At 64.4% G+C, this 25,450-nt stretch carries 29 protein-coding genes; 23 read left to right on the top strand and 6 right to left on the bottom strand.

From position 1 onward, the window contains the following. Nucleotides 1–55 precede the first annotated feature (55 nt). The 8 genes from WDX12_RS18555 to WDX12_RS18590 all read left to right on the top strand — a co-directional run bounded on the left by WDX12_RS18555 (nt 56) and on the right by WDX12_RS18590 (nt 6,843). On the top strand, nt 56–325 hold the full coding sequence (locus WDX12_RS18555) for a hypothetical protein (RefSeq protein WP_430699230.1): 270 nt from the start codon (nt 56–58) through the stop codon (nt 323–325). A 292-nt stretch (nt 326–617) separates the two neighbouring features. Further along, complete coding sequence (locus WDX12_RS18560) at nt 618–1,820, top strand: ABC transporter substrate-binding protein (RefSeq protein WP_320294536.1); 1,203 nt, start codon at nt 618–620, stop codon at nt 1,818–1,820. A gap of 81 nt (nt 1,821–1,901) precedes the next feature. Continuing rightward, entirely contained in the window at nt 1,902–2,768 is an 867-nt protein-coding gene (locus WDX12_RS18565; protein WP_112095129.1) for a branched-chain amino acid ABC transporter permease, read from the top strand. Between the two features lie 7 nt (nt 2,769–2,775). Then, nucleotides 2,776–3,756, top strand: a complete 981-nt coding sequence (locus WDX12_RS18570; protein ID WP_434721528.1) for a branched-chain amino acid ABC transporter permease — start codon at nt 2,776–2,778, stop codon at nt 3,754–3,756. A 3-nt stretch (nt 3,757–3,759) separates the two neighbouring features. Beyond that, nucleotides 3,760–4,539, top strand: a complete 780-nt coding sequence (locus WDX12_RS18575; protein WP_320294538.1) for an ABC transporter ATP-binding protein — start codon at nt 3,760–3,762, stop codon at nt 4,537–4,539. Next, complete coding sequence (locus tag WDX12_RS18580) at nt 4,536–5,258, top strand: ABC transporter ATP-binding protein (protein WP_320294539.1); 723 nt, start codon at nt 4,536–4,538, stop codon at nt 5,256–5,258. Before WDX12_RS18575 ends, WDX12_RS18580 begins: the two co-directional genes overlap by 4 nt. An 11-nt stretch (nt 5,259–5,269) precedes the next feature. After that, a complete protein-coding gene (locus tag WDX12_RS18585; protein ID WP_320294540.1) occupies nt 5,270–6,001 on the top strand; it encodes an aspartate/glutamate racemase family protein in 732 nt (243 codons plus the stop codon). Between the two features lie 116 nt (nt 6,002–6,117). Beyond that, nucleotides 6,118–6,843, top strand: coding sequence for a GntR family transcriptional regulator (locus WDX12_RS18590; protein WP_320294541.1), 726 nt, complete (start codon nt 6,118–6,120; stop codon nt 6,841–6,843). Between the two features lie 16 nt (nt 6,844–6,859). Here the strand turns inward: WDX12_RS18590 and WDX12_RS18595 are convergent, their stop codons facing one another. Further along, nucleotides 6,860–7,762 carry an SDR family oxidoreductase gene (locus tag WDX12_RS18595; RefSeq protein ID WP_434721529.1) on the bottom strand — a complete coding sequence of 301 codons (903 nt, stop codon included), beginning with the start codon at nt 7,760–7,762 and terminating at the stop codon, nt 6,860–6,862. Between the two features lie 97 nt (nt 7,763–7,859). Here WDX12_RS18595 and WDX12_RS18600 point away from each other — a divergent pair, with 97 nt between their 5' ends. From WDX12_RS18600 to WDX12_RS18610, 3 genes are all read left to right on the top strand, one after another. After that, nucleotides 7,860–8,693 carry a helix-turn-helix transcriptional regulator gene (locus tag WDX12_RS18600; RefSeq protein WP_434721530.1) on the top strand — a complete coding sequence of 278 codons (834 nt, stop codon included), beginning with the start codon at nt 7,860–7,862 and terminating at the stop codon, nt 8,691–8,693. A 67-nt stretch (nt 8,694–8,760) separates the two neighbouring features. After that, nucleotides 8,761–9,096: a hypothetical protein gene (locus WDX12_RS18605; RefSeq protein ID WP_320294544.1), complete on the top strand. Its 336-nt coding sequence runs from the start codon at nt 8,761–8,763 to the stop codon at nt 9,094–9,096. An 83-nt stretch (nt 9,097–9,179) separates the two neighbouring features. Next, nucleotides 9,180–9,335, top strand: coding sequence for a hypothetical protein (locus WDX12_RS18610; RefSeq protein WP_434721531.1), 156 nt, complete (start codon nt 9,180–9,182; stop codon nt 9,333–9,335). A gap of 18 nt (nt 9,336–9,353) precedes the next feature. Here the strand turns inward: WDX12_RS18610 and WDX12_RS18615 are convergent, their stop codons facing one another. Further along, on the bottom strand, nt 9,354–10,307 hold the full coding sequence (locus tag WDX12_RS18615; RefSeq protein ID WP_434721532.1) for a LysR family transcriptional regulator: 954 nt from the start codon (nt 10,305–10,307) through the stop codon (nt 9,354–9,356). 85 nt (nt 10,308–10,392) lie between these two features. Here WDX12_RS18615 and WDX12_RS18620 point away from each other — a divergent pair, with 85 nt between their 5' ends. Both WDX12_RS18620 and WDX12_RS18625 read left to right on the top strand, forming a co-directional pair. After that, entirely contained in the window at nt 10,393–11,238 is an 846-nt protein-coding gene (locus WDX12_RS18620; protein WP_434721533.1) for a class I SAM-dependent methyltransferase, read from the top strand. A 50-nt stretch (nt 11,239–11,288) separates the two neighbouring features. Beyond that, entirely contained in the window at nt 11,289–11,792 is a 504-nt protein-coding gene (locus WDX12_RS18625) for a hypothetical protein (protein WP_320294548.1), read from the top strand. Here the strand turns inward: WDX12_RS18625 and WDX12_RS18630 are convergent. Next, on the bottom strand, nt 11,789–12,328 hold the full coding sequence (locus tag WDX12_RS18630) for an Lrp/AsnC family transcriptional regulator (protein WP_434721534.1): 540 nt from the start codon (nt 12,326–12,328) through the stop codon (nt 11,789–11,791). The two genes, WDX12_RS18625 and WDX12_RS18630, sit on opposite strands and share 4 nt — an antisense overlap. A 48-nt stretch (nt 12,329–12,376) precedes the next feature. Between WDX12_RS18630 and WDX12_RS18635 the strand changes: the two genes are divergently transcribed. Next, a complete protein-coding gene (locus tag WDX12_RS18635) occupies nt 12,377–13,561 on the top strand; it encodes an MFS transporter (protein ID WP_434721535.1) in 1,185 nt (394 codons plus the stop codon). A gap of 91 nt (nt 13,562–13,652) precedes the next feature. After that, nucleotides 13,653–14,078, top strand: a complete 426-nt coding sequence (locus tag WDX12_RS18640) for a GNAT family N-acetyltransferase (RefSeq protein WP_320294551.1) — start codon at nt 13,653–13,655, stop codon at nt 14,076–14,078. Here WDX12_RS18640 and WDX12_RS18645 read toward each other — a convergent pair whose 3' ends face one another. Continuing rightward, entirely contained in the window at nt 14,079–15,194 is a 1,116-nt protein-coding gene (locus WDX12_RS18645; protein WP_434721536.1) for an anhydro-N-acetylmuramic acid kinase, read from the bottom strand. 185 nt (nt 15,195–15,379) lie between these two features. Here WDX12_RS18645 and WDX12_RS18650 point away from each other — a divergent pair, with 185 nt between their 5' ends. The 8 genes from WDX12_RS18650 (at nt 15,380) to WDX12_RS18685 (ending at nt 23,324) form a co-directional block, all read left to right on the top strand. Next, a complete protein-coding gene (locus WDX12_RS18650; RefSeq protein WP_434721537.1) occupies nt 15,380–16,063 on the top strand; it encodes an SDR family NAD(P)-dependent oxidoreductase in 684 nt (227 codons plus the stop codon). A 200-nt stretch (nt 16,064–16,263) separates the two neighbouring features. Further along, nucleotides 16,264–17,103: a substrate-binding periplasmic protein gene (locus tag WDX12_RS18655; protein WP_434721538.1), complete on the top strand. Its 840-nt coding sequence runs from the start codon at nt 16,264–16,266 to the stop codon at nt 17,101–17,103. Between the two features lie 2 nt (nt 17,104–17,105). Further along, on the top strand, nt 17,106–18,470 hold the full coding sequence (locus WDX12_RS18660) for a dicarboxylate/amino acid:cation symporter (RefSeq protein ID WP_434721539.1): 1,365 nt from the start codon (nt 17,106–17,108) through the stop codon (nt 18,468–18,470). Next, nucleotides 18,467–19,264, top strand: a complete 798-nt coding sequence (locus WDX12_RS18665; RefSeq protein ID WP_434721540.1) for an aspartate/glutamate racemase family protein — start codon at nt 18,467–18,469, stop codon at nt 19,262–19,264. Before WDX12_RS18660 ends, WDX12_RS18665 begins: the two co-directional genes overlap by 4 nt. Before the next feature lie 209 nt (nt 19,265–19,473). Further along, nucleotides 19,474–20,325, top strand: a complete 852-nt coding sequence (locus WDX12_RS18670) for a MetQ/NlpA family ABC transporter substrate-binding protein (RefSeq protein ID WP_434721541.1) — start codon at nt 19,474–19,476, stop codon at nt 20,323–20,325. 80 nt (nt 20,326–20,405) lie between these two features. Continuing rightward, nucleotides 20,406–21,497: a methionine ABC transporter ATP-binding protein gene (locus WDX12_RS18675; RefSeq protein WP_320294558.1), complete on the top strand. Its 1,092-nt coding sequence runs from the start codon at nt 20,406–20,408 to the stop codon at nt 21,495–21,497. Continuing rightward, entirely contained in the window at nt 21,478–22,134 is a 657-nt protein-coding gene (locus WDX12_RS18680) for a methionine ABC transporter permease (protein ID WP_434721542.1), read from the top strand. The genes WDX12_RS18675 and WDX12_RS18680 overlap by 20 nt, the downstream gene beginning before the upstream one ends. A gap of 170 nt (nt 22,135–22,304) precedes the next feature. Next, on the top strand, nt 22,305–23,324 hold the full coding sequence (locus WDX12_RS18685; RefSeq protein ID WP_320294560.1) for an isopenicillin N synthase family dioxygenase: 1,020 nt from the start codon (nt 22,305–22,307) through the stop codon (nt 23,322–23,324). Nucleotides 23,325–23,545: 221 nt separating this feature from the next. On the opposite strand, the gene hpaH is transcribed toward WDX12_RS18685, so the two are convergent. Both hpaH and WDX12_RS18695 read right to left on the bottom strand, forming a co-directional pair. Then, complete coding sequence (gene hpaH, locus WDX12_RS18690) at nt 23,546–24,349, bottom strand: 2-oxo-hept-4-ene-1,7-dioate hydratase (RefSeq protein ID WP_434721543.1); 804 nt, start codon at nt 24,347–24,349, stop codon at nt 23,546–23,548. Continuing rightward, the gene (locus tag WDX12_RS18695) at nt 24,346–25,221 is read right to left on the bottom strand and encodes a fumarylacetoacetate hydrolase family protein (protein WP_434721544.1); all 876 of its coding nucleotides are present in this window, start codon (nt 25,219–25,221) and stop codon (nt 24,346–24,348) included. Before WDX12_RS18695 ends, hpaH begins: the two co-directional genes overlap by 4 nt. Nucleotides 25,222–25,450 lie beyond the last annotated feature (229 nt).

A 25,450-nucleotide genomic window follows, 5' to 3' on the forward strand; every position in this document is an offset into this window, starting at 1 on the left:
CTCCGCTGGAGATTTTGGATATGCTGCAAATCCAAATTGCCGGAAGGTCGCTGCTATGACGAAACATTTTGCAATCGCCGCGCTCATGCTTGCCGCGGCAGCCGTGATGGTCGGCCGGGCTTCCGCCGGCGAACATCGTCACCGCGTCACCGAGCATGAGCGTTATGTTCCGGCCAGTGACGACATCATCGACACGCTGTTCGGCGGTCCGCGCTACTACGACCAGCAAATGTCCACCACGCCGGCGGGGGCCTGCTCGTATCACCGCGTCGGGCCGGACGCGAATGCGGTGAACGACATCAACGATCACTATTGCGGGAAGTAGGATTCCCGGCGGCATTCCTCCGGAGCCGGCTTTCGACAGGCCTCGGCCACCTTTGCGTTTATGGTTCCTGCGACCCTATCGGAGTCGCTGGGGTGGCTGCCGTTGACGAGACCTGACCCCCTTTGAACGCTGATCTTGTTATGGTTGGCGGGCCATCGCGCACATTCGGCCCAGATATTGTATACAATGTTGAAGAAAGATGTTGACAATCGACGCCGGCCGGTTTCCCTTACGCTATACGCGCAGCCTACGAGCAAAACACAAAGCGCGATAACCAAGGGGAACTACCGATATGATCAACCGTCGCTCGACTCTGAAATCAATGGCGCTCGGCGCCGTCTCGACCCTGGCCATTGCCGCTGTCGGCATTTCGTCCGCGCAGGCTGAAAACAAGGAACTGAAGATCGGCTTCGTCGGCGTCACCAGCGGTCCGGCCGCCGCCTGGGGCACCTCGAACGTACGCTCGATGCAGACCCGCGCCGCCTGGCTCAACGAGACCGGCGGCGTCAAGATCGGCAATGACACCTACAACATCAACATCGTCACCTTCGACGACCAGAAGGACCCTAAGCGCGCCATCGCCGGCATGGAAAAGATGGCGCAGGAGGGCGTCCACTATGTCGTCGGCCCGAATGTCGATGACGGCGCCGCCGCTGTGCGCCCCGTCGCCGAGGCCAACGGCATCATTTATTTCCCCTACGCTTTCCCCAAGGCGCTCTACCAGAAGCCGGCTTCGAATGCCGTGCTCGGCATGATCGCCAACTACCAATCCGGTCCGGCGATCTATAAATATCTCAAGGAAAACAAGGGCGTGAAGAAGATCGCCTTTGTCGCCGCCAACGAATCCGATCCGCTCAGCCAGCGCGACGGCGGCGTCGAGGCGGCCAAGGCGCTGGGCCTCGAGATCGTCGCCCAGAACGACACCTACCAGAACGACACCCGCGACTTCACGCCGGTGCTGACGCCGATCGTGGCGCTGAAGCCCGACCTGCTGGTGCTGTCCGGCGTAGCGCCGGCCAACGCGCCGCTGCTCATCCGCGCTGCCCGCGAGCTCGGCTATGAAGGCCTGATCTCGACCGAAACCGCCCAGGACGCCAAGGTTCTGGAAGAAGGCGCCGGCGAATACGCCAACGGCTTCATCTCCGTCGGCGGTGCTTCCACGCCAGAGATTGCCTCCGACACGATGAAAGAGTTCGTCACCCGCTACACCAAGATGTTCGGCGAATACAACGACGAGTCCAACACCAAGGTCTACGCGTTGGAATACATTCTCGACACGCTGAAGGCCAATCCGGCGGCCATCAACGACGTCGCCGAATTCAAGAAGACCATGGACACCTTCACCGCGCCCAATCCTTTCCTCAAGGGCGACGCCAAGCTGGGCTATGTCGGCATGACGTCCTTCGGCCAGAAGCGCCAGTTGTCGGTGCCGATGGTGGTCAACGAATACAAGGATGGCGCTTTCCAGACCCTGTTCGTCGGCTCCGTCGACTAGCGTTACCTTCGAGCGTCAATTCCTCAAGCTTGCCGCGGGGCCGGTCGATAGGCCGGACCCCGCGGGAGATCGAAGGTATCCATGGAACAGGTCATCGCCAACGGATTGTATCTCGGTGCCCAATACGCGCTGATCGCGCTGGGGCTCACCCTGATCTTCGCCCTGATGAACGTGCTCAATTTCGCCCACGGCCAGATGTATGTGCTGGGCGGGTTCATAACCTACACCGTCTACGGCCAGCTCGGCCTGCCTTTCGTGGTGGCGTTGCTCGCCTCCGGCGTGACGCTCGCCGTCATCGGCGCGCTGATGGAGAAATTCCTCTTCCGCACCGTCATCAGGCGCAGTCATCGCGAGGAAAGCACGATGCTGCTCGCCGCGGCGACGGCTTTCTTCTTCGACGCCGTCATCCTGCTCCTCTTCGGCGAAAAGCAGCGCGGCGTTCCCAAGATCGTCAAGGGCGTCTTCAACGATGCCGGCATCATCATGCCTTACGACCGGCTGGTCGTCGGCGCGCTCGCCATCGTCTTCATCGCCGCTTTCGTGCTGTACATGCAGTACAGCCGGGTCGGGCGCGCCATGCGGGCGCTCGCCCAGGACCGCGTCGCCGCCCAGCTGATGGGTGTCAGGGTCGACCGCTATTCGATGATCGGCTTCGCCATGGGCGCCATGCTGGCCGGCGTCGTCGGCGGGCTGCTGGTCACCATCACCGGCGTCAATTCCGGCATTGGCGGGCCGATCTCGATCAAGGCCTTCCTGATGGTGATGATCGGCGGCGCCGGCGTCGTCGGGGGCGCGATCGCCGGCGGCTTCATCCTCGGCATGATGGAGTCGGTCGGCCTTACCGTGCTGCGCGAATATGGCGACGTGACCTACCTCGTGATCTTCGCCGCCCTGATGGTGTTCCTGTCGGTCCGTCCGAACGGGCTGATGGGCAAGCCGTGGGGTTGATCGCGCCATGACCCTCAATCGCAACACCAGGATCGCCGCCGTCGTCGCCTTTCTCGCGATCGTCTTTGTCGTCGTGCCGGCCGCGATCTCGTCGAGCGGCCGCTTCGACCTCTATTACACGCTGACCTCGGTGGCATTGCTCAGCATCGCCAGCGCCGGTGTCTGGCTCACCTTCTATATCGGCCGCATCAACATCGGCCAGGGCGCCTACGCGCTGACGGGCGGTTATGTTTCGGCCATACTGGTCATGAACCATGGCTGGTCGTTCTGGCTGACGCTCCCGGTCGCGGGTCTGTTCTGCGCCGGTGCCAGCGTGCTGATCGGCCTGCCGATCCTGCGCCTGCGCGGCGTCTATTTCGCCATGGTCACGCTGGTGCTGACCGAGGTGGCGCGCCTGCTTGCGCTGGCGCTGCCGATCACCAACGGCGCCAAGGGCATCGTCAGCATCCCGCTGCCAGGTGCGCTCTCGGTCTTCGGCATCACGCTGATTCCCGATTTCGCCACGCTGCAGAATTCGCGGCTTGCCTTCTACCTGTTGGCGGTCACGCTGATGGTGGTCTGCTTCGCGGTCATGTACCGGCTCGTCAATTCGCGCATTGGCAAACTCTGCCAGTCGCTGCAGCAGAATGAGGAGCTTGCGTCCTCGATCGGCGTCAACATCGCTTATCTCCGCGTCATCGCCTATGCCGTCTCGTCCTTCTTCGGCGGCGTTTCCGGCGCCATCTTCGCCGCCATCTCGCAGTCGATCTACCCGTCGAGCTTCACCGTCACCGATTCCGTCAACTTCATGCTGAACTGCTTCCTCGGTGGCCTGGGTTACGTGTTCGGTCCGATGCTCGGCACGCTGGTGCTTTATTTCGGCTGGGATCTTCTGTTCCAGACCGGCCAGTTCCAGTTGCTCATCTATTCCGGCCTGATGATCGTCCTGATGCTGGTGCTGCCCAACGGCATACTCAGCCTTGCCGAAATGACCCGGAAGAAGGGTTGAGCCATGGCCGAAATGCTCGAAGTCTCCGGCATCACCAAGCGCTTCGGCGGTCTCGTCGCGGTCAACAACGTCTCCTTCTCGGTGCGCGAAAAGGAGATCCTGTCGGTCATCGGTCCGAACGGCGCCGGCAAGTCGACTTTGTTCAAGCTGATCTCGTCGTTCCTCAAGCCTACGACGGGCGAGGTGCGCCTGAAGGGCGAGCGCATATCGGGTCTCGCCCCGCACATCGCCGCCCGCAGGGGCGTCGTGCGCACCTTCCAGGAGACGACGATCTTCAAGAACATGAGCGTGCGCGACAACGTCATCATCGCGCACCATCTGCGCTCGAAGGCGAGCCTCTTCGGCTTCTTCCTCGGCACCGGCGCGGCGAAGGCCGACGAAGCGGCCTTCGGCCAATCGGCCGACGAGATCCTCGCGCTGCTCGGCCTCTCCTCGCTCGCCAATGAGACCGCCCGCAACCTGCCGCACGGGCATTTGCGGGCGCTGGGCATCGCCATCGGCCTTGCCACCAACCCGTCCATCCTGTTGCTCGACGAGCCCTTCGCCGGCATGAACCACGACGAGACCATGCGCATGGTGGAAATGGTGCGGCGCCTGCGCGAGCGCGGCCTGACCATCCTGCTGGTCGAGCACGACATGCCGGCCGTCATGAAGATTTCCGACCGGCTCGTCGTGCTCAATTTCGGGCAGAAGATCGCCGAGGGAACGCCGTCGGAAATCCAGGCCGATGAGAAGGTGATCGAAGCCTATCTCGGCAGCGAAGACGAGGCGATCGGCCTATGAACCAGATCCTGAACTTCGCCAATGTCGAGCTCTACTACGACCACGTATACGCGCTGAAAGGCGTCTCGCTCGAGGTCAACGAAGGCGAGACCGTCGCGCTGATCGGCGCCAACGGCGCCGGCAAGTCGTCGATCCTTCGCGCCATCACCGGCTTGCGCAAGATCAGGTCCGGCGAGATCCACTATGGCGGCAAGCGCATCGATGGCGCCGCGCCCGACGAGATCGTCAAGATGGGCATCGCCATGGTGCCCGAAGGGCGCCGCGTATTTCCTTACATGTCGGTCAGGGACAACCTGCTGATGGGCGCCTTCACGCGCACCAGCAAGACCGAGATAGCGGCGTCGATGGAGATGGTGCTGGGGCGGTTTCCCCGGCTGAAGGAGCGCTTCTCGCAGGCCGCCGGCACGATGAGCGGCGGCGAACAGCAGATGCTGGTCATCGGCCGCGCGCTGATGGCGAAACCGAAGCTCTTGCTGCTCGACGAGCCGTCGCTCGGCGTCGCGCCCAAACTCGTCCAGGACATCGCCCGCTCGATCGTCGCCATCAACCGCGACGAGAAGGTCAGCGTGCTGCTGGTCGAGCAGAATTCGCGCATGGCGCTGCGCATCTCGCAGCGCGCCTATGCGCTGACCACCGGCAGTGTCGCGCTGAGCGGCAACTCCGCCGAATTGCTGGCCGACGACCGGGTCAAGCGTCTTTATCTCGGCGGCGAGATCTGAGGCTGATTGGAATGCGCATCCTCGTCATCAATCCCAACACTACCCAATCGATGACCGCCAAGATCGGCGAGGCGGCGGCAAGCGTCGCCTCCAGCGCGACGGAGATCGTCGCCGTCAATCCGGCCGACGGCCCGCCGAGCATCGAGGGCTATTTCGACGAGGTCTTCGCCATTCCGGGCATCATCGCCGAGATGGGCAAGGCGCCGGCCGCGGATGCTTACGTTATCGCCTGCTTCGACGACACCGGGCTGGATGCCGCGCGCTGTGCCACCGAGGCTCCCGTCATCGGCATCGGCGAGGCGGCGTTCCATATGGCGAGCCTTGTCGCCGGCAAATTCAGCGTCGTCACCACGCTTGCCCGCTCGGTGCCGGCCATCGAGCACAATCTGGCGAAATACGGCCTTGCCTCGCGCTGCGCCAAGGTGCGCTCGTCGGAAGTCGCCGTGCTCGAGCTCGAACGTCCGGGCTCGAATGCAAGACACAGGATTTCGCAGGAGATCGCGCGCGCCATCCGCGAGGATCATGCCGAGGCGATCGTGCTCGGCTGCGCCGGTATGGCCGACCTCGCGCACAGCCTGTCCGAGGAGCACGGCGTTCCGGTGCTTGACGGCGTCGTTTGCGCCGTCACGCTGGCCGAGAGCCTGTTCAAGGTCGGCTTGAAGACATCGAAGATCGGTGGCTACGCCGCGCCTCGTGGCAAGCGCTTTTCGGGCGTTTTCGCCTCGCTGTCGCCGACCGGCTGAGAGGAGATCCTGTACGACCGGCTGCCGGGATTGACCCTCGCGCAAGCCATATTAGATTGAACTCACCTCTACCGGTGGAGGCAAATCAGGCGTGTTGCGCCTGCGCGTTGAAGAGCATGCTGACAGTCCTCAAGGAAGAAGATCGAGACGACAGGCCCGCAGCGCGCTGGTCGCCGATCTATTATGGGTTGAGGGATGCCATCGTCAGCCATCGCCTCGCGCCGGGCACCAAGCTGCCGGAGGACGAACTCGCCTCGATCTATTCGGTGAGCCGCACCGTCGTTCGCGCCGCCTTGCAGGCACTCGCGCATGACCGGCTGGCCCGGCTCGAGCCCAATCGCGGCGCCTTCGTCGCGCAGCCCTCGAAGATCGAGGCGCGCGAAGTGTTCGAGGCGAGGGCGCTGATCGAGCCCAAGGTGGCGGCACTCGCCGCCAGAGCCGCGGTGCCATCCGACATCGCGCAACTGAGACAGCATCTCGAAAAGGAGCACGAGGCGCTGCATGACGGCCGCGACAGCGACGCCATCATGCTGTCGGCGCGCTTCCATGTCGGCATCGCCGAGATCGCCGCGCATTCGGTGTTCACCAACTTCGTGCGCGACCTCGTCTCGCACTCCTCGCTGATCATCGCGCTTTACTGGAAGCGTCGCGACGCCACATGCGAGAAGCACGCCCACCATGCGTTGGTCGATGCGATCGAGGCCGGCGATAGCGCCGACGCGGCCGCCCTGATGAACAGCCATCTGGTCGACCTTTTGTCCGGGCTCGATCTCACCGACAAAGTCGAAAAGTCTGACAGCCTGGCGGACCTGCTGCAGACGGCGGTCCAGCCGGGTCGCTGAACCGCCAAGGATATGGCTAGGCCGCGGCCGCCTGCGAATAATCCATCCGTTCGAGGTCGGCGATCAGGCCGGGTCCGGTCGGCTGCCAGCCGAGATGCGCACGCGTCCATTCGCTCGATGCCGGCATATCGAGGCCGGCGAAGATGGAAAGCCATCCGAAATGGTCGGCTGCTTCTTCCTGCGACAGCGAGACCACCGGCACGTTGAGGCCGGCGCCGATCACTTCCGCGATCTCGCGCATGGCAATGCCTTCCTCCGCGACGGCGTTGTAGCGCACTCCGGCTTCCTGCTTGTCCAGCGCCAGGCGGTAGAGCTTGGCGACATCGAGCACGTGCGCTGCCGACCACCGGTTTTGGCCTTCGCCAAGATAGGCCGACACGCCCCTGGTGCGGGTGATCTCGATGAGCGGGGTGATCAGGCCCTGCTTCACCGTGTCATGCACCTGCGGCAGCCGCACCACCGATACTTTGACGCCCTTCTCGGCCATCGCCGCGCCGGTGAGCTCGGACAGGATGCGCGGATTGCGGTGTTCGGTGTTGAAGATGTCTTCTCTCGCGGGCTGCCCGTGCTCGCCCGAACCCATGCCCACGCCCGACGTGATGATGAGCAGCCGGTCCGAGCCTGCGAGCGCCCCGCCCAGCGCTTCGATTACGCGCTTGTCCTTCTCGCAATTGGCGACGAAGTTCGCAAAGTTGTGGTCGAAGGCGGTGTGGATCACCGCATCCGACTTCGCCGCGCCGTCGCGCAGGCTGTCGAGGTCTTCGATGTCGCCGCGATGGGGCTCGGCGCCAGCGGCCGTAAGCGACCGCGCACCGGCTTCGGAGCGGGTCAGGCCGAGCACATGGTGCCCGGCGGCAAGAAGTTCGGGCACGATCCTGGAACCAATGAAACCGGTCGCGCCGGTAAGGAATACACGCATGGGGGATCTCCTCTGTTGTTCGGAGGCCCTTCTCGCGCTATAAATCATCCTGTTAAAGTAGTGACTTTATCATGGTATAATAATCAACAGGATCGTCATGCCTGCGCAGACCGTCAACAAGCTCGGCAATTTCCTGCGGGATCGCCGCATGCGCCTCGACCCGGTCGCCTTCGGCTTCGTCCCGGGGCGGCGGCGCACGCAGGGGCTGCGCCGCGAGGAGGTGGCGCAGCGCGCCAATATCAGCCCGACCTGGTACACTTGGCTGGAGCAGGGCAGGGGCGGCGCGCCGTCCGCCGACGTGCTGAACCGCATCGCGACCGGACTGATGCTGACAGAGCCCGAGCGCGAGCATTTGTTCATGCTGGGCCTCGGGCGACCGCCGGAAGTCCGCTACAGGAACGTCGACAGCGTGACGCCGCGCCTGCAGCGCGTGCTCGACGCCTTGGACCCGAGCCCCGCCATCATCAAGACTGCAACCTGGGACGTGGTTGCCTGGAACCGTGCCGCGGCCGCGATGCTGACCGACTATTCCAAGCTACCGCGCGAACAGCGCAACATCCTGCGCTTGATGTTTGGGAACTCGCGCGTGCGCGACGCGCAGGACGATTGGCAGAGCGTCGCCCGCTTCGTGGTCGGATCCTTCAGGGCGGATGCCACGCGGGCGGGCGCAGGCGCGGAAATCACCCAGCTCGTCGAAGAGCTTTGCCGGATCAGTCCGGAATTCGAGGCGCTGTGGCGCGACAATGAGATCGTTGCGGCCCATGGCGAGGGCGTGAAGCGCCTGCGGCATCCCGAGATCGGACTGATCGAGCTGGAGTTCTCGGTCTTTGCGGTCGACGGCCGGCCCGAGCTCGGCATGATCGTCTACAACCCCACGACACCCGCCGACGCCGAGCGCATTCAGTCGCTGATCGCGTCCCGCTCCGGCTAATGGCGTGTCCGTTGTCTTTGCTTCGCGGAGCGCCCGAGATTGGGCCGCAGAACCAGGGAGGTATTGCATGAGCTTCGATATGAAATGGTCTTCGTCCGAGAAGAAGGTCGCCCGCAGCGCATTCGATAAGGCGCTGGAGGTGGCGCTAAGCAAGACACTGGCCGAATTCAAAAGGAAGGCCAGCGACGCGGCGACGTTTTCCGACATGTGGGAGATCGAAGACCATCTGCGACAGCAACGGCGAAACCTTGAGCAGATGTTCGACTATCGCTACTCGCAGCTAATCGTTGTCTTTGGCAGTCTTATCCGGGATGGGTATCTCGACGAGAAGCTCCTTGTCGGTTTGTCGCAAGACAAACGGGAAGAGATAAGCAGGTTCCTTTCCTGGCATGCGAGAGAATAGCGCGCGCGAGAACTACCTCCGTGTCGCCGCGCGCCTCAGCGCCTGCAGCGGCTGGCTGAAGCTCCCGCACGAAAGCACGGCGCATGCGCCCGGCATCGCCGAAACCGCTGTGCTCGGCGATATGGTCGAGCGGCGCGTTGCTGGTCCCCACCGCCATTCGCGCGGCTTCGAGCCGTAGCCGCACCACGGATTTCGTCGCCATGCAGCTCGAATATCCGCAGATGCATCCAGCCCAGTGAAGCGCCAGATGTGAAGCGTCAGCTTTGCGGCCGTTTGCCCGATCGCTTCGGGGAAGCATCAACGCCGCCCGGTTGCCTGATGTGGTCGATGAAAGCCCTCAGCTTGGGCAGCACCTGGTGCCGTTCGGGGTAGTAGAGAAATACGCCCGGCGTGGTCACCGCGAAGCGGCCTAGAAGCGCCTGCAGGCGCCCGTCGGCGATCGGCGTTTCGGCGATCGGGCCTGGCACCTGCGCCAGCCCGACACTCTGGATCGCCGCGCCGAGAAGCGACGGATAGTCGTGCGCAATCAGTGGTCCCGAGACGATCGCCTCGACGGTCTTGTTGCCATCGACAAAGGACCAGGGCGCGACCGAGCCGTTCGAGCGGCGCATGCGCAGGCAGGCATGGTCGCGCAGATCCTCGATGCGCTCAGGTGCCGCGCGCCGGCGCAGATAGTCGGGACTGCCGACGACCGCCATCGGGAAGGACGGCGTCAGGCGGACCGCGACCATGTCGGGCGCGACCAGGTCGCCCATGCGGATGCCGGCGTCGAACCCTTCGGCGGCGAGGTCGGCCAGTTCGCCGCTGGCGACGATCTCCAACTCGATCTCGGGATAGGCCTGGCAGAAGGAGGCGATCATCGGCTCCAGCAGCACCGGCACAACGGCCGGCGGCACTGAAAGGCGCAACAGCCCGGCCGGCCGCTGGCCCATGCCGCGCGCGATCTCGCTCGCGGCGATCAGTTCCTCGAAGGCCGGTCGGGCACGCGCGAAAAAACGCTCGCCGGCTTCGGTCAGGCCGACGCTGCGCGTGGTGCGGATGAAGAGCGCCGCGCCGATGCGCGCTTCGAGCGTGCGTATTGCCTGGCTGATCGCCGACGGGGTGACGGCAAGCTCGGCCGCCGCCTTGCGGAAATTGCGGTGCCTGGCGACGCTCAAGAACGCCTCGACACCATCGAGCGCGCCGTGCCTGACTGTGAAGTTCTGCTTCATGACCCATCGACATTATCGCGGATAGTTTCCGTCTGAAAGCGGTCGTATTTCTGCTGTGACCCGGAAGGCTGAAAGGAAGTGGGCAATGACCGATGAACTCGATCGCGTGCGCGATCACTACCGCGCGACCGGCCTGACCGATCGGTTGAAGACCGCGCTGGCGGTCTTTGGATCGGAAGAACGGCGTCTGAAGCCCGAGCAACTGGCCACGCTCGACCAGTTCCACACCCGTGGGCTGGCCGCGACGGCCGAGCTCGCCAATCTGGCCGTCATCGACGCCGACATGTCGGTGCTGGACGTCGGATCTGGCGTCGGCGGGCCGGCTCGCTTCCTCGAGGCGACCTATGGCTGCAAGGTGACTGGCCTCGATCTCAGCGAACCTTTCGTAGAGGCCGCGCGCTATCTGACCGCGCGAACCGGCCAGGACGACAACGTGTCGTTCGAAACCGGCAGCGCGTTGGCGCTACCTTTCGAAGACGGCCGGTTCGACGCCGCGCTTTTGCAGCATGTGGCGATGAACATTACCGACCGGCCACTGCTCTATCGCGAGATCAGGCGTGTGCTGAAGCCGGGTGGAAAATTCGCCACCTTCGACGTCGTGCTCAATGGCGGCGATCCGCTCTATCCGGTGCCGTGGGCGAAGACGCCCGGCGAAAGCTTCCTGCTGACGGCCGAAGCGACCTGCGAGGCGATCGAGGCCGCCGGCTTCGGCACGCTCGTGCGCCGCGACGACACCGCTGCCGCCAAGGCCTGGTTCGCCGAGCTCCGCGTCTCCGGCCCGCCACCGCTCAATCTCGGCATCGTCATGGGGCAGGGTTTCGCCGAACCCACCACCAATCTTGGGCGCAATCTGATGCAAGACCGGCTGGGCATCCTCACCGCGGTGTTCGAAGCCGTCCCGGTCAACGGAGCAATTCCAGGAAAAGTGTGAGCGGTTTTCCGTCCGAAATTGCGCAAAGAACTGACAATTAGGAGGCGAAGATGACACCAGCGATGATCCTCAACATCCACCTTGCGCTGGGCTACGTGCCATGGCTGCTTTGCTTCGCCGCCTATATCTGGCCAAGGCTGAGGTCGATGGAGCCATTAGAGGCGCAGCGCGCCATCGCCACGTTGCACAGCTTCCGCTTCTTCGGGCTCGTCTTCCTCATCCCGGGCATCACCGGACCGGACTTGCCCGCCGGCTTTGCTGCCTTCGCCGCCTATGGCGACTTCGCGACCGGCCTGCTCGCCATGCTGGCGCTGTTCGCAGTGGCGAGGCCCGCGATCTTCTGGCCGTCGGTTGTCGCCTTCAACCTCGTTGGCGTGGTCGACCTTGTCGGCGACTACTATCACGGCGTCACGCTCGACCTCCCCGGCCATGCCGGGCAGTTGGGCGCGACCTATGCGATCCCGATCCTCTACGTGCCGCTTTTGATGATCACGCATGTCGCGGCGTTCTACCTGCTGGCGCGTTCCAGGCGCCATCAGTTGGCGGCGACCTAATACATTGGGTTTGCCATGTGCTTCGGTGCCGGCCATTCACTCGTGATCTCCGGCTGCACCGGACGCTCGAGATAGGTCGACAGCACCACATAGCTGCGCGTCGAGGTCACGCCGGGCGTGTCATAGAGGCGGGCCAGCAGGCCCTCAAGCGCGCGCGTGTCCTCGGTGCGCACCTTGAGCAGCATGCAGGTGTCGCCGGCGACCGTGTGGATCTCCTCGACCTCCGGATATTTGGAGACCGCCATCAGTTCCGGCGTCTTGCCCCAGCCCCTGGTGTCGATATGCACGAAGGCAAGCAGAGGCTTCTTCACCGCTCGCGGATCGATGATCGCCGATGTGGCGCGGATGGCGCCGCTGCGCTTCAGCCGCTTGACCCGCTCATGCGCCGCCGGCGGCGACAGGCCGACGCGCTCGCCGAGCTCGGCATAGCTGATGGTCGCGTCCTCGACGAGAACGCCTAATATCTTTCGGTCTATGGGGTCGATCTCACGGGTCGGAGGCTTGTTCCGCTGAATGTCATCTGTTTCTGCGTCCATATGGGAATTCTCCATTGATGCGGAATTTAGTTCGGCCATTATGATGATATGTCGAACAGTGATCAATCAGCAATTTTGACCGCGGCGCCGCGTGCGCCGATCCCGGCGACCGCCTATCTGCTGACGGGCTGCATCGCCGTCATCGGCTCCAATTCGCTGGTTCTGGGACCCATCGCGCCGGCCGTCGCGGCATCGTTCGGCGCCAGCGTGCCGGCGGTGATGACGGCCGCCGCCGCCTTCGGCCTCGGCACGTCGGCCAGCGCGCTCTTCCTTGCCCGCTACATCGACCGGATCGGCGCGCGCCGCATGCTGCAGGGCGCATTGCTGCTACTGGCCATCGCGCTGGTCGCCAGTGCCCTCGCGCCGACGGTAATGGCGTTGGTGGTCGCCCAACTCGTAGCCGGCATTGCCGCCGGTATCGCCATGCCGGCTATCTATGCCAGCTCGGCCGCGATCGCGCCGCCCGGCCGCGAGAGCGGCACCATCGGGGTGGTGCTGACGGGCTGGACGCTTTCGATGGTCGCCGGCGTTTCGCTGTCCGCCGTGATTGCCGATCTCATCCACTGGCGCGCCGTCTTCGCCGCCGTGGCGCTGCTGGCGGGAGCGGCCGTTGCCGGCCTGGCGATGAGCTCGCTTCACGACACCAGGAAAAGCGGTCCGGCGCCGTCGCCGCTCGGCGCGCTCGCCGTTCCCGGTATCGTGCCGCTGCTCATTGCCTGCGGTGCCTTCATGACCGCCTTCTATGGTGTCTACGGCTATCTCGGCGATCATCTCCATGAAGCCCTCGGCGAGCCGGTCAGCGCCAACGGCCTGGCGGCGGTTGCCTACGGCCTCGGCTTCGGCGCGGCCGCCTTGCTCGATGGCGTCATCGATAGGCTAGGCGCGCGTCGTGTCATGCCTTTCGCCTATCTGCTGGTCGCCGTGGTCTACGTCGCGATTGCCCTGGCCAGCACCGGCTTCGGCCTGCTGATCGCGACGATCGCCGCCTGGGGCCTGGCCAACCATTTCGGGCTGAACGTGCTGGTCATGCGCCTGACCGCGCTCGATCCTTCGCGGCGCGGCACCATCATGGGCCTGAACAGCGCGGTCACCTATCTCGCCGTCACCGTCGGCACCGCAGGCTTCGGCCCGATCTATACGAGCCTCGGCTTCGCCAATTGCGCCCTGATCGCCGCCGGATTGATGCTGGTGGCGGCAGGCGCCGCGGCGGGGCGCTCAGCCGGTCCTCGGTAACAGGCCCCGCTCTTCGCTTGCGGCCGGAAAACCGTTTCGCGCTTTTCCTGGAATTGCTCTAAGGCTGGCTTGCGAACCGGAGCCGCAGCCGATGAAGACCAACCTCGAGATCACCGCCGAGCCCATGCCGCGGGACCTTGCTTTTCTGGGCGAAAGTCTCACCGCCTTCAACGATGCCGATGTCGGCGCGTCAGGCCGAAAGCCGATCGCGGTTTTCGTGCGCGACGAGCATGGCGTCATCGTCGCCGGCATCTCCGGCTACACTGCGTGGGGCTGGCTCTACGTGCAGTGGCTGTGGGTCGACGAAAGGCTGCGCGGCCGGCGCACAGCCGCCGGTATGCTCGACGCCGCCGAACGGGAAGCCATCGCGCGCGGCTGCCACGGCGCCTGGATCGACACCTTCAATCCGATCGCCGAAAAGGTTTATCGGCGCCAGGGATATGAGCCATTTGGATCGCTGCCCGATTTTCCGATCGGCCGCAGCCGCATCTTCCTGCAGAAGAAATTGCAGCCCTGATCAGCCAGCCAGCTTTCCGCCGCGCATCGGCTCGGGCGCGCCGGTGGTGCTCGGAAAGCTGATCGGCAGGCCGCGCAGCACGCGCACGGCGAGGAAAGCAAAACACTCCGCTTCGACCGCGTCGCCCTTCCATCCGAGCGTTTCGGCCTGCACCACTTCGACGCCGGCGCGGCTCTCGAGCATCGCCATCATCGTCGGGTTGTGGCGGCCGCCGCCGCTGACTGCCAGCCGCTTCGGCCGGCGCGGCAACAGGTCGAGCGCCTTGCCGACAGCCGACACGGTGAAGGCCGTCAGCGTCGCCGCGCCGTCCTCGGCATTCAGCCCTTCGGCCATCGCCGCCGTGAAGTCGAAGCGGTCGAGCGATTTCGGATAGGGTTTGGTGAGATAGGGATGCTTGAGCAGCCGGGCGAGCCGTTCCTCGTCGACCTTGCCGGCGGCGGCCAGCCTGCCGTCGCGGTCCATCTCGCCGAGGCCCTTCAACTTGATGAAATCATTGACCGGCGCGTTGGCCGGCCCGGTGTCGAAAGCGACGATATCGCCCTTGCCGTCCCACCAGGTGATGTTGCCGACGCCGCCGAGATTGAGCACGGCGGTGTCGCCGCTGACGTCCGCCTGCTTGAGCAGCGCCGCGTGATAGGCGGCGGCCAGAGGCGCGCCTTGCCCGCCGGCCGCGACATCGGCCGAGCGGAAATCATAGGCGACCTTGGTACCGAGCAGCGAAGCCATCAGCTCGCCGTCGCCGAGCTGGCGGGTCCTGCCGATCTTGCCCGGCTGGGGCGCGCGATGCAGCACGGTCTGGCCGTGGAAGCCGACGACGCCGATATCGGTCATGCTCATGCCCTGGCTCTCGACCAGATCCCTGACCGCGGCCGATTGCGCGCGCGTCAGCGCCTCCTCGGCTTCGCGAAAAATCTCCGGTTCCGGCCCCTCGAAATTCCACGCGCGCGCCTGGCGCAGTGTCTCTTCGAGCAGGGCGCGGATCGACTGCGGGTAGGGGGCCAGCGTGTAGGTGCCGGTGTCGGCGATGCGCTCGCCGTCCGTCTTGATCAGCGCCACGTCGATATTGCCGTCGAGCACCGTGCCGGTCATCAGGCCGACGGCCCAGATTGGTTCCATGGTCGTTCCTCGAATCGCCATTCATCCACGTGTCGGACGGATCGGTCCGGCAGGCAAGTCTTCCGCCGCGCCCTTGCGGGCGCCTTTTGCGTCAAATGGCGAAAATCGAGCAACCACGATCTTGCCTCTCGCCGCCAAAGGCGCGAGCCTGCGGGTCCGACATCGATCCCAAAGGAGGAAACGGCATGGCAGCCAATGTTGCGGTGATCGCGGGCGCCGGGTCCGGGCTAAGCGCCTCGCTGGCACGGCTCCTCTCCAGGGAAGGCTTGCGCGTCGTCCTTGCTGCCCGCAACGTCGACAAGCTGGCCGCGCTGGTCAAGGAAACCGGCGCTCAAGCCGTGGAAACCGACGTGTCTGACGTGGCCTCCGTCGAGCGGTTGTTCGAGGCGGCCGACAAAGCGGGTCCGCTCGAAATTGCCGTCTTCAACGCCAGCGGTCGCACGCGCGGCCCGATCGCCGAGCTCGATCCCGAGGCGGTCAAGCAAGCCCTGCTCGTCGGCGCCTATGGCGGTTTCCTGGTTGGTCAGCAAGCAGCGCGCCGGCTTCTTGTGCGCGGCTCCGGCTCGATCCTGTTCACCGGCGCCAGCGCAAGCCTCAAGGGCTTTTCCGGCTCGGCCGGTTTCGCCATGCCTAAATTTGGCCTGCGCGGGCTGGCGCAATCGATGGCGCGCGAGCTCGGCCCGAAGAACATCCACGTCGCGCATTTCATCATCGACGGCCAGATCGCCTCGCCCGCGAGGACGCCCGAGCGGCCGGACAGCCACCTGTCGCCCGATGCGATCGCCGAAACCTATCTGGCTATTCATCGCCAGCATCGCAGCGCCTGGAGCTTCGAGGTCGATCTCAGGCCTTGGGTCGAGACGTTCTGACGATCAAATTGCCCCAGGCAGTAACACGCCTCTTCGCGCGCCTCTGTTATTTTAGGGATTCTGCATATTTCTGATAAAATTTTAGTGATCTACTATATAAAAAGGCAGGGTGTGAAAGATACCTTTACTTAACTTCGGCGTGCATACTGCGGATTGGTCAGATTTGTTGTCCGGCTCTCCTGCACGAATTGAGAACGCGCATGCCGCTTACACGTCGCACGCTGTTTGCAGCCGGAGGCGGAGGGCTGCTGATCGCGCAGGCGCAAGCCGCGGCCGCGCAAGGACAACAGACCGAGAACCCAGCCAAGCCTATCGTGAGCAACAACAAGCTGCGCATCGCCATGCCGGCCTTCGCTTCCGATCCCTTCTTTCCGGCCGACGGCTCGGGGGACAAGGGCGTCGATATGGACCTGGCGCGCGGCATAGCCGCGGAGCTTGGCGTCGAACCGGTGTTCGACAGATCCGCCGTGACCTTCGACGCCATGGTGCAAAAGCTGACCTTCGGTGAGGCGGACCTGGCGATCGGCAAGTTGAGCCGTACCCTTCAGCGCGGCCGCTCGATCCTCTATTCCCGGCCCTACGCCATGCTGCACCAGGGGCTGCTCGCCAACCGCGTGAACCTGGCGCGGATCGCGCAAGGCAAGCCGCCCGAACAGATCATCCGCGATTTCTCCGGCGACCTCGGCGTTATCGAAGGCTCGTCCTTCGCCACTTATGCGGCGGCGACTTTCCCGCACGCGCGGATCCGCCGCTTCGCGGGCTGGAATACGGTTGTCGATGCGATCCGCAACGGCGCGATCGACCTGGCTTATCGCGACGATTTCGAGATCAAGAAGCTGATGGTCGACGATCCCTCGATGACGGTGGTCGCGCGCTCGATCACGCTGACGGACAAGGTCGACACGATCGCGGTCGGCGTCAGTCCGGACAACCCGCATCTCGCGGCCTTCGTCGATCTCTATCTCGACCTGGCAAAGGGCCAGCAGGTCCTCAACACCGACGAGATCATCGCGCGCTATCGCCAGGGGAGCAAAGCCTGACAATGGCTGTCTCGGACGTAGCCGCACCCCTGCCTTTCGACTGGCGCCTGGCGGCAAAGCGCATCCTGCGCTCGCCGTTGACGACGATGATCATGATCCTGGCCGGGATCCTGTGCGGCCTCTATTACCCGGCCTTCGCCCACGCGATCAGTCCTGTCGCGCAGATCTACCTGAACTTCCTCAAGATGGTCGTCCTGCCCTATCTGGTCTCGTCCGTCATCTTCTCCATCACCGCGATGGTCCAGGACCCGAAATCGGTCCGCTACCTCGGCAAGGTGGGCATCGCCGTGCTGGTCGTGTCGTTCCTGGCCGTGCTGGTGAGCGGCACATATTCGCTGATCCTCAAGCCCGGCCAGATCGAGAACCCGCAGTCGCGCATCGAGCTCGGCGAGTTCATCAATTCGCAAGGCAGCGTGTCCACCGATCTCGCATTCCCATTCCAGCCGCCGCCGTCGATCGTGGATCCGAACGGCGGGCATTCGATCTTCATGGATCTGGTGCCGAACAACGTCTTCAACGCGCTGGCCTCGGGCCAGACCATCCAGGTCCTATTGTTTTGCCTGCTTTTCGGATTGGCGATGGGCAAGATCCCGCAGCCCTCGTCGCTCAGCCTGTCGCAGGCGCTCAACGCGGTGTACCGGGCCTGTACGGTGCTGACCAACTGGTTCGTCTGGGGACTGCCCTTCGCGACCTTCATCCTGATCGCCGACCAGACCGCGTCGACGGGTACCAAGCCGCTGATGCTGATGGGCGGCTATCTGCTGGTGATGGGTCTTTCCTGCCTGACATTCCTCGCCGGCGCGTTTGCAATTATCGCCATCAGGTCGCGGCGAAGCTACTGGGCCACGATCAAGACCTGCCAGCCGCTCCTGATGGTGGCCATCACCACCCGTTCCTCGGTCGCCTCGCTTCCCTGGGTCATCAACTTGTTGAGCGAGCGCCTGCGCTTCAACCTGGTGGTCGTCGAACTGCTCGTGCCGCTGCAGGCCGCACTGCTGCGAACGGGTCCGGCGCTGGTCTACACTTCGGGCGCCCTGTTCATCGCCCAGCTCTACGGCCATCAGCTGGCGATCCCGGACCTCTTGCTCGTGGGCATCGTCTCGGCGCTTCTGGCGCTGACGACCGGCGGCATGGGCAGCCTGCTCATCCTGTCGCAGATGTCCATCGTCTGCGGCTACCTGAAGCTCCCCTTCGAGGCGGCGTTTGCCCTTTTCGTCGCGGTGGATGCGGCCGTGGATACGTTCATGACGCTATCCAGCGTCTGCACCGTGGCGGCGAGCACGGCAATGATCGCGCCCAGTCACAGGGAGACGGCGCAGTCCGATGAAATCGTCGCGGGCGAGCTCGAAGCCGAGCCCGTTCGATGATCGACGACAGCATCCGTCCCCAGCTCGGCATCATCGGCGGTCTTGGGCCGCTGGCATCGGCCGACTTCTACTTCAAGCTGACCCGGATGACCGACGCGCTCCGCGACAACGAGCATGTGCCTGTGGTCATCCTCAGCGTGCCGCAATTGCCCGACAGGACCGAGGCGATCCTAGCCGGCCATGACGGGCCGCTGGCGCCGCTGACGGCTGCGGTCTCGACGCTCAACGCGCTCGGCGTCGCCTGTATCGCGATGCCCTGCAACACCGCCCATCATTGGTACGATCGGCTGGCGGCAAACTCGCGGGCCGAGATCATCCACATCGGCGACGCGGTGGTGGCGGAAATCCGCCATAACCTCAATCGCGGCCGGGTCGCGAACCTCGCAACCCGGGGCACGCTGGCCTCCGGCTTCTACCAGGACAGGATATCGGCGGCGGGTTTTGAGCTCTGCGTTCCGGCGGACGCGGAATTCCAGGAACGCGTCGACAACGCAATTGCGCTCGTCAAGGCCGGCTCGATCGGAGAAGCCGCGGCCGAGACCGAGCGGGCGCTTCACCTCGCGCAACTGGCTGGCGCCGATGCAGCGCTTCTCGGCTGCACCGAACTGTCGGTGGTGGCGGCCAGCCTCGGCGACACGAACGGATTGATCGTCATCGACAGCAACGCGGCCCTGGCGCGGGCAAGCCTGACGCGATTGGGCTTCAGCGTTCAGGAAGCCCGGGGCCTGCCGACGGTGCCTCGCTTGCGGGGGAATGGCCGGTCGACCTGGCGCGCCGCGCAGCGGGCCTCCTAGGCGTTTACCGCTTCGACCTGCGCCGGGTCAAAATCGGCTTGCCAACAACCGGTGTTCTCCAAGTCACAAAATCTTTGAGAGAATATTTTCCGCACTCCCTTCGAGAGGAAAAGCGCTTCTTTGCCCAATGAGGCAGCATTGATGATCCTGAGATCAAGGCTTCGCATCCCGCCGGGCCGAAATGATTTCAGGATCGCAAGGAACGCATCATGGCCGAACGCGGCAACGCTTCAAATTCTCTCGTTACGTCAATCACCCGGCGCGCCGGACTTGCCGCGCTTTTCGCCACGACACTGGCCGTTGTCGGCTTCGCCGGACCGTCGCCATCCTTCGCCGAGGACAAGAAGGCGATCAAGGTCGGCATCATCAGCGGCGAGGATGAGGATGTCTGGCGCGTCGTCACCGCCGAGGCGGCCAAGAAAGGGCTGACGATCGAGACCGTCGTCTTCAACGACTACACCCAGCCCAACGAGGCATTGGAACGCGGCGAGATCGACGCCAACGCCTTCCAGCACAAGCCCTATCTGGACAATCAGATCAAGACGCAAGGCTACCACATCGTACCGGTCGGCTATACCGGCGTCTGGCCGATCGGGCTCTATTCGAAGAAGCACACCAAGGTCGCCGATCTGCCTGAAAGTGCCGTCATCGGCCTGCCCAACGATCCCTCCAACGAAGGCCGCGCGCTGCACGTCCTGGAGCATGAGGGGCTGATCAAGCTCAAGGAGGGCACTGGCATCCTGGCGACGACCGCCGACATTGCCGACAACCCCAAGAAGCTCGAGATCAAGGAGCTCGACGCCGGCATCGTCGGCCGCTCTGTCGACGATCTCGACGCCGCGGTCGTCAACACCGACTGGGCGCTGAAGAGCGGCCTCGGCCCTGAAAACCGCATCGCGCAGGAGCCGGTGGCCGACAATCCGTACCGCAACTTCATCGCGGTGAAGGCCGGAGCCGAGAACGAGCCCTGGGTGAAGACGCTGGTCGCCTCCTACCAGAACGAGGCGGTCAAGGCCGAGTTCGACAAGGTCTACAAGGGCACTGGGATCAGCGCCTATTGACCGAGGCCTGGTTGTCGGGAACAGGCGGTCCGCTTTTGAGCGGGCCGCCATCGTATTTTCGCACTGAAACGGAAATAGAGATGAACCAGCATGTCACGGCCGGACTCGCCGATACGGTCCACGTCCAGCCGGTCGGGCAGGAAGACGTTGTCCGCCTCGTCGGCCTGAAGCGTCGCTTCGGCGCGACAGCCGCCCTCGACGGCGTTTCGCTCACGGTGCGCAAGGGCGAGATCCTCGGCATTATCGGCCGCAGCGGCGCCGGCAAGTCAACGCTGATCCGCTGCCTGAACGGCCTGGAACGACCCGATTCCGGCGAGGTCTTCATCGAAGGCCGCGAGATCGGCCGTCTGGGCGAGCGCGAGCTGCAGCCGCTGCGCCGCCGTATCGGCATGGTCTTCCAGCACTTCAACCTTCTGTCGGCGAAGACCGTCGAGGACAATGTCGCGCTGCCGCTCAAGATCGAAGGGCGGCCGCGCGCCGAGCGCATGGCGCGTGCGGCCGAGCTTCTGCAACTCGTCGGCTTGTCGGAGAAGGCCAGCGCCTACCCCGCATCGCTCTCGGGCGGCCAGAAACAGCGCGTCGGCATCGCCAGGGCTTTGGCCGCGCGACCGGCGCTGCTTTTATCCGACGAAGCGACCTCGGCCCTCGATCCGGAGACGACGCGCTCGATCCTCGCTCTGCTGAAAGACATCAATGCGAGACTCGGGCTCACCATCCTGCTGATCACGCATGAGATGGAGGTGATCCGTTCGATTGCCGATCGCATCGCGGTGATCGATGCCGGCCGGATCGTCGAGGAGGGCGCCGTGTGGCAGGTCTTTGCCGATCCGAAATCCGAGATCACACGCAGCCTGCTCGGCGGCATCCGGCCGCAATTGCCGCCGGAGATCGCTGCTCGGCTCGTCGCGGGCGAAGGCGTGGAAACGATCCTCAGGATCGACGTCGCCGGCGAGGCGGCGCGTCGCCCGTTGTTGTCTGAGCTGAGCGCCGGCGTGCCCGGACCGTTCCGCCTTGTGCACGGCGGCATCGACCACGTGCAGCGCCAGCCTGTCGGCACGCTGTTCCTGTCCATTCCCGGAGCCGATGCCGCGCATCTGGCGGCGGTTGTCGCATTCCTGAAAGACCGCGGCGCGCGGGTGGAGGTGCTTGGCCATGTCGCCGGTCCTGTTTGAACTCCTCATCCGCTCGATCTGGGAAACGGTGCTGATGACCGGAGCGTCCGGTCTCATCTCGCTGGTCTTCGGCCTGCCGCTCGGCCTTGCGCTGGTCGCCACCGACCGCGGCGGTATTGCCGAGAGCCTTTGGGTCAACCGCATTCTCGGCGCCATCATCAACGGCTTCCGCTCGGTGCCTTTCATCATCCTTCTGGTGGCGCTGATCCCGGTGACGCGGCTGATCGTCGGCACCTCGATCGGTACCTGGGCAGCGATCGTACCGCTGTCGATCGCGGCGACGCCCTACTATGCCCGCATTGCCGAAGTGTCGCTGCGCGAGGTCGATCACGGGCTGATCGAGGCGGCGCGCGCCATGGGCGGCAATCGCTGGACGATCATTCGCGAGGTGCTGGTGCCGGAAGCGCTGGCGGGCATCGTCGCCGGCTTCACGGTGACGCTGGTGACGCTCGTCGGCGCTTCGGCCATGGCTGGCGCCATCGGCGCCGGCGGTCTCGGCGATCTCGCCATTCGCTACGGCTATCAGCGCTTCGAGACCAGCGTGATGGTCGCCGTGGTTGTCGTGCTTATCGTGCTGGTCTGCGGCATCCAGTGGATCGGCGACCGGCTGGTCGCGCGGCTGGACCGTCGCGGATAGGGGCGGGCACCGGACGCGAACGCAATTTGCCGCAAATGCCGGGAATTGAGCGCCGGCTTGCGCCGTTTGCAATGAGATTGGTCGGTGTGTTTCTTCACCGGCAAAGGCGCGCATGTCATCGTGCGGGCGGGGAGCTAAAACAAAGGGTTACCGCCAAGAGGAGCCTGTCCATGCCCAGAATAATTCCGGTGCTCGATCTCGATCGCTTGGAGCAGGGTCCGTCGGAACTTCGAACTTTCCTGTTCGACCTGCGCACAGCAGCCCGCGACGTCGGCTTCTTCTATCTGAGCGGTCACGGCATCACCCAGCCGGAAATCGATGCCGTGCTCGGCGCGGCGCGCCGCTTCTTCGCCTTGCCGGAACCCGACAAGCTCGGCATCGAAATGGTGAAGTCGCCGCAGTTTCGAGGCTATACGCGCGCCGGCGGCGAGCTGACCAGGGGCAAGGCCGACTGGCGTGAGCAGCTCGACATCGGCGTCGAGCGCGCGACCATTGCGCAAGGGCCGGGCGTTCCCGCCTGGACGCGGCTGCAGGGCCCGAACCAGTGGCCCACAGCACTTCCCGAGCTCAAGCCCGCGCTGCTTGCCTGGCAGGCCAAGGCGACTGACGTGGCGATCCGGCTGCTCAAGGCTTTCGCGCTGTCGCTCGACCAGCCGGAGGACGCTTTCGATCCGATCTATCGCGGCGAGCCGAACCATCGCATGAAGATCGTGCGCTATCCCGGCCGCGACGCCACCGGCGACGACCAAGGCGTCGGCGCGCACAAGGATGGCGGTTTTCTGACCCTCCTGCTGCAGGACGAGAACAAGGGCCTCCAGGTCGAATATGACGGCAGTTGGGTCGATGTCGACCCGATCCCGCGAACGCTCGTGGTCAACATCGGCGAGCTGCTCGAACTCGCCTCGAACGGCTATCTCAGGGCTACCGTGCACCGCGTCGTCACGCCGCCGGCCGGCGTCGAACGGATTTCGGTTCCGTTCTTCTTCAGCGCACGTCTCGACGCGACGATCCCGCTGCTCGACCTGCCGGAGGAACTCGCTGCCGAAGCGCGCGGCCCGGCCAGCGACCCTGACAATCCGCTCTTCCGCAATGTCGGAACCAATGTGCTGAAAAGCAGGCTGAGGTCGCATCCCGACGTGGCCCGGCGGCATTATGCCGACCTTCTGGAAAAAGCATCGGCCGCCGGCTGACGATTCGTCGTGATTGAGTGAGAATTTTTCGCGACTTCGATCTTTTTTGGAATTTCGTTCGTGGAAAATCCTCCGTTCAGACCCCAAATACACGTCATCGCTCGGTGTTTTCCTCCCATTGCGCCGGGCGATGTTCCCCTCTGAAGGTTATGACCTTCATGCTTGGCCGGGCCGCTTTCGCGCCCGGCCTTTTTCTTTTCAGATGCCGAGAAATGCGCCGATCAGGCGAAGGCGATGCGGATCTCACCAAACGAGCCGAAATCCGAGACGATCCGGTCGCCATGCCGGCATTCGACCGGCCGGATGAAGGAGCCCGACAGCACGACCTGTCCGGCCTCAATCTGCATGCCGTATTGATGCAGCCGGTTGGCGAGCCAGACGATGCCTTTCGCCGGATGTTCGAGCACGCCGGCGCCGAGCCCGGTCTCCTCGACTTCGCCGTTGCGCGAGACGATGGCGCCGATCCAGCGCAGATCAGCCTCGAGTGGACCCGCCTTGCGGCCACCGACGACGATGCCGGCATTGGCGGCATTGTCCGAGATCGTGTCGAAGAAGGTGCGGATCTTGCCGGTCTCCTTGTTCATCCGCTCGATACGGGTGTCGAGGATTTCAAGCGCCGGCGTGATGTGGTCGGTGGCGTCGAGCACGTCGTCGATCGAAATGTCCGGGCCGGCTAAAGGCGCCTTCATGACGAAGGCGATCTCGGCCTCGATGCGCGGCTGGATAAAACGATCGGCCGGCACGATGCCGCCGTCTTCGAAGAACATGTCGTCGAACAGGATGCCGGAATCCGGGATGTCGATGCTGAGCGCCGACTGCATCGCTTTCGAGGTCAGGCCGATCTTCCAGCCCTTGATCGTCAGTCCCGATGCGGCCTTGCGCTTCACCAGCGCCGCCTGCACGCGGTAGGCGTCGTCCATCGTCGCTTGCGGAAAGTCGAGGCTGAGCAGCCTGATCTGGCGGCGGTCGCGCTCGGCTTCGAACAGCCGCTGCGCGGCGTCCTCGACTTCCATCTCCGTCATCATTGGCCGGCTCCTTCGTCGACCACGCCGTTTCGGAGCAGGCCGATGCCGTCGGCCTCGACCTCGATCACATCGCCCGGCTTCAGCCAGATCGGCGGGTCGAATCGGGCGCCGGCGCCCGTCGGCGTGCCGGTGACGATGACGTCGCCCGGGACCAGCGTGGTGAAGGTCGAGATGTAGTTGATGATCTTGCGGAAGGAAAAGATCATGCGGCCGGTGCGATCGTGCTGGCGCACCTCGCCGTTGACGCGCGTGGTCAAGGAAATGTCGGCGATCTGTGCCTCGTCGGTGAACGGCACCAGCCAGGGACCGATGGAGCCTGTGCGGTCGAAATTCTTGCCTTGCGTGACGTTGAACTTGGCGTGGCGCACCCAGTCGCGGATGGTGCCTTCGTTGCACAGCGACAGCGCCGCGATATGGCCAAGCGCATCGGCCTCGGCGATGCGTCGCCCGCTCTTGCCGATAACGATGACGACCTCGCCCTCATAGTCGAGCTGGGTCGATTCCGGCGGCCGCACCAGCGGCGCGCCATGGCCGACAAAGGAGCGTGGGAAGCGGATGAACAGCGACGGGTTCGAAGGCGCCGCCTGCCCGTCCTTGTACTCCTCGTTGCGGTCCGGATAGTTGACGCCGACGCAGATGATCTTTTCCGGCGAGGGGATCGGTATTTCGTAGGCGATGTCCTCGATCCGGAAATCGGCCGCGAGGCGGTCGGCCTCCTCGGCTAGTTTCACCAGCGCGCCGGCCTCGATCGCCTCGCGCAGCGTCGGCCATTCCACGTGCCGCGCCGACAAATCGACGACGCCCTTGTCGGTGATCGCGCCGTAGCGCGTCTTGCCGCCGACGGTGAAGGTGGCGAGGCGTCCGGCGCTCATGCTGATGCTCCACGGTGGGTTCTATCGGCCAACCGGAAGCGTCGAGTTCTACGGCGCCCCTCTCTGTCCTGCCGGACATCTCCCCCTCTAGGGGGGAGATTGGCAGAATTCGCGGCCGGCGCTTTTCTTGCGGTGTTGAAAATTGGCGAAGTCGAAGATGACATCCAATCTCCCCCCTTGAGGGGGAGATGTCCGGCAGGACAGAGGGGGGCGCGGCAGAACGCGAACA

This window comes from Mesorhizobium sp. RIZ17 (assembly GCF_051127865.1).
Classification (GTDB): domain Bacteria; phylum Pseudomonadota; class Alphaproteobacteria; order Rhizobiales; family Rhizobiaceae; genus Mesorhizobium; species Mesorhizobium humile.